We start from the raw sequence: 3,876 nt of genomic DNA, 5'->3' as shown, positions 1-3,876 counted from the left end.
GGTCAACAAATTCTAACGATGGCATGATTGACAAGACCGTCAGTATGGCTTTTATTAACAAAATGTTTTGAAAAGCATATACGCCGCTCTTCTGACGGTATGGAGACCAAGCACCTAAAGCGTGTACTCAGGAGTTAAAATATGCGAAAACTGAATGAATTTAAAAGAAAAGCCAGACTGACTGCGCTCCTATTGAGTGGGCTAGGTCTCATGGCTGTATCACCGGCATTTGGTGGTGACGCCAGTTGTGCTCCCGCCTGCACACCAGCCCAACCAAATGCCTGCTGCACGAAAGTGTATGAAGAAGCCGGAACGAAGTTAGCTGCAGAGCTCGAACGGTTAACAGCAGAATGCTGTGCCCCGAAGACCTGTGCCCCCGCTTGCTCCAATCCGAACAGCTGCGACGGCGGAGAAGAAGGCGAAGATGATGGTGATTGCTGCAGCGGACGTCTCACTCGTCTGTTCGATGACTGCGATGGCTGCGGTAATTTTCTCGAAGATAACGGCTGGAAACTCAGTGGCTGGCTGGAATTCGGTATTACCTTCAACGGTAACCGTCCTCAAAACGACTTGAACACACCAGGCGTTGGATTCAACCAGGCTGACAGCCAGTTCATGTTGAACCAGTTGTACTTTGTTCTGGAAAAAGACGCTGCCGCCAACGAAGACTGCTTCGGCTGGGGGGGGCGTGTTGACCTGGTGGTCGGTTCCGATGCTGCAGATACTGCGACATTCGGCGGTCCCAATAATACCCCCAACTTTGACGGAACCTGGTCACAAAACGATACAGCAACCGCGAACCAGATCGGTCTGGCGATGCCTCAGTTGTACGCATCGTTATATGCTCCCATTGGAAACGGTGTGACATTGAAACTGGGGCACTTCTATACCGTCATCGGATACGAAGTAGTTCACGCTCCGGATAACTTCTTCTACTCGCATGCTTATACAATGCAGTACGATGAACCATTCACCCATACCGGTGCATTAGCCAGTACGGACCTGAGCGATAACGTTGCACTGACCGGTGGTATCACTACAGGTTGGGATGATTTTAATAATCAGAACAACGAATGGAGCTTCCTCGGTTCAGTAACCTGGACCAGTGACAGTGAAGACACTTCAGTTGCGTTCGCTTTGAGCTCTGGTGGTGAAAACGACGCTTTCGGTGGTACATCTAACCTGACCATCTTCAGTCTCGTGGCTCAACAGAAACTGAGCGACAATCTGTCTTACGTTTTCCAGCATGACCACATGTTCTTCCGTAACGGTGACGTGAACGATCCGGGACAGGATGCTGAAGCTTACGGCATCAACCAGTACCTGTTCTACGAAATGAGCGAATGTGCTCAGGCAGGGATCCGTGCTGAATGGTGGCGTGACCACAACGGTACTCAGCTGGGTAATCCCGGAACGAACTACTACGAAATCACAGCAGGTATGAACTACAAGTTGAATTCCTGCCTGCGAATTCGTCCTGAAGTTCGCTGGGACTGGGCTGATAATGCTTCTCCCTGGACAAATTCCAGTGGCGCTGCCAAAAACAGTCAGTTCACAGTTGGTACAGACGTCATTCTCGTCTTCTAAGACCAATGTGTAAAATAATGAACGCTTAAGTCGGGGTAACCCGAATGAGCTTGCTATAAAAAAAGGAGCCCTCTTCTCTGAAGAGGGCTCCTTTAATTTCAGACCTGCATGATTTTTAATGTTTGAAGTGCCGGCGACCGGTAAAGATCATTGCAATCTCATATTCGTTGCAGGCTTCAATCACCTCTTCATCCCGTACCGAACCTCCCGGTTGAATAATCGCAGTGACCCCGGCTTTCGCTGCTTCGTCGATCCCATCCCGAAACGGGAAAAAGGCATCAGAAGCTACGATAGCACCTTTACTCCGCTCTCCAGCTTTGTAAGCGGCGATATACGAGGAATCCAATCGACTCATCTGACCAGCTCCGGCACCGAGCAGCATTTCATCCTTTGCCAGCACAATCGCATTCGACTTCACATGCCGGCAGACAATCCACCCAAATGACAGATCGTTTAATTCCTGCGGTGATGGCGCGCGTCTGGTGACGACTTTCCATTCTGCAGTATCATCGCGAAGCTCGTCTTTCTCCTGTACCAGCAACCCTCCGGACACCCTGCGATAATCGAGACTGGCGATTGAAGGCGGCTCCATCATAGGACATTTCATCAACCGCACATTTTTTTTCCACTTGGGTTTCGTAGTGAGCAGGTCAAAGGCATCCTGATCAAAATCAGGAGCAATAATCGCTTCAATGAAGCGATTCGGCTCACATAATTTTTCAGCGGTTTCGCGGTCAACAGAGCGATTGAAACTCATGATAGAACCAAATGCGCTCACCGGGTCACCTGCGTATGCTTTTTCAAATGCCTCTGCCAGAGAAGCTGCAGTCGCACATCCACAGGGGTTGGTATGCTTAATCACAACAGCGGCAGGTTTTTCAAAATCACTGGCAATTTGCAATGCCGCATCCAGGTCCAGGAAATTATTATAGGAAAGTTCTTTTCCATTTAATTGTTCTGCCAGAGCCACACTGGCCGCAGGCGGATGTTTCTCCATATAAAATGCCGCACTCTGATGTGGGTTTTCCCCATAACGCAACTGATCTCTACGAACAAGATTGATACTGATCTGCGGGGCAAACCGTGAATCTTCCTCTTCGCGGGAGGGCAGAACAGAAGCCATATAATTGGCAACAGCACGATCGTAACAGGCAGTCATTTCAAATGCCGCCGCAGATAGTTCGAGACGTAATTCCGGAGACAAAGGTCCCGCCCGCAATGCATCCAACACCCGACTGTATTGCCCCTGCGAGGTGATGACCCCGACATAGGCATGATTTTTAGCGGCAGATCGAACCATACTGGGTCCGCCTATATCAATCTGCTCGATCGCTTCCGATAACGAAACATTCGGTCGGGCGATCGTCTCTTCAAAAGGATAGAGGTTGCAGATAACTAACTCAAAAGGAATTATTTCGAACTCTTGAATCGCTGCCGCATCGCCGACCAAGTCAGGTCTGCCAAGAATCGCGCCATGTACCTTAGGATGAAGTGTCTTGACCCTTCCATCCATGATTTCGGGAAAACCTGTGTACTCAGAGATATCAATCACATTGACTCCCTGCTCTTCCAGATAGCGACGGGTGCCACCGGTTGATACAAATTCAAATCCTAATGCAGCGAGCCCTTTGACAAAAACATCAAGGCCTGATTTATCGCTGACACTTACCAAAGCACGACGCGGATACGAATTACTCATTTGTTTCTTAATCAATCGCCTGAGAATGCAGAAAAGCGACCGCTTTCCTGCCATGTAAAGAAATTCACCCAAGTGCCTGCAGATCTGAGCATCGGTTTCAAATACAGAGCGCGATGCCGCCAGACACTCTCAACGAAAGGCCAGTTTAGCTGTTCACCGGTCAGAAAACAAACCTTACGAATCCCGCTTTAGAGAAAGCCAAAGACTCATTTCTGCTCAGCATTTTCATTCTCGGGAGGTGTCGCGGATTCCGCTTCAGTTACAGCAGCCTCGGGAGTGATCTCAGGCAGAATGGGATAGCGGTCCTGGTGCTTAAATCGAATCGGAAATGGCAGATCGCTCTGTCTCAGACACATAATTAAACCCGATTCCGAAGCACAGAATATACGATCTGTCCGTTCATTCATCAATTTGATCTGGTATTTCCGTAGCGGCACTGCAGAAAGCACTGCACCGTCGGTACGGGAAAGAATCAGCAGATTCCCCAGTTCATCCGTAGCATAAACGCGTGTTGGAGACAGGGAGATGAAAGTCGAGCCGAGTGGCTGCCACCATTGTTCTCGACCACTCGTCGCAGATAACTGATAAAA

The 3,876-nt window shown here is 49.3% G+C and carries 2 protein-coding genes and 1 pseudogene; 1 reads left to right on the top strand and 2 read right to left on the bottom strand.

Features of this window, described 5'->3' with window-relative positions; translation table 11 throughout:
* The first annotated feature begins 210 nt into the window (after positions 1-210).
* Positions 211-1,587 (top strand): porin, encoded by a 1,377-nt coding sequence (locus tag Q0294_RS13790; protein WP_299466379.1) that lies wholly within the window; start codon positions 211-213, stop codon positions 1,585-1,587.
* A gap of 115 nt (positions 1,588-1,702) precedes the next feature.
* Here Q0294_RS13790 and purH read toward each other — a convergent pair whose 3' ends face one another.
* On the bottom strand, positions 1,703-3,286 hold the full coding sequence (gene purH / locus Q0294_RS13785; RefSeq protein WP_299466376.1) for a bifunctional phosphoribosylaminoimidazolecarboxamide formyltransferase/IMP cyclohydrolase: 1,584 nt from the start codon (positions 3,284-3,286) through the stop codon (positions 1,703-1,705).
* A 206-nt stretch (positions 3,287-3,492) separates the two neighbouring features.
* Positions 3,493-3,876 (bottom strand): annotated as a pseudogene (locus tag Q0294_RS13780) (pyrrolo-quinoline quinone); the annotation flags it as partial.

Origin of the sequence: uncultured Gimesia sp. (assembly GCF_937919775.1) — a bacterium.
GTDB lineage: Bacteria > Planctomycetota > Planctomycetia > Planctomycetales > Planctomycetaceae > Gimesia.
This window is presented reverse-complemented; position numbering and strand designations above follow the sequence as displayed.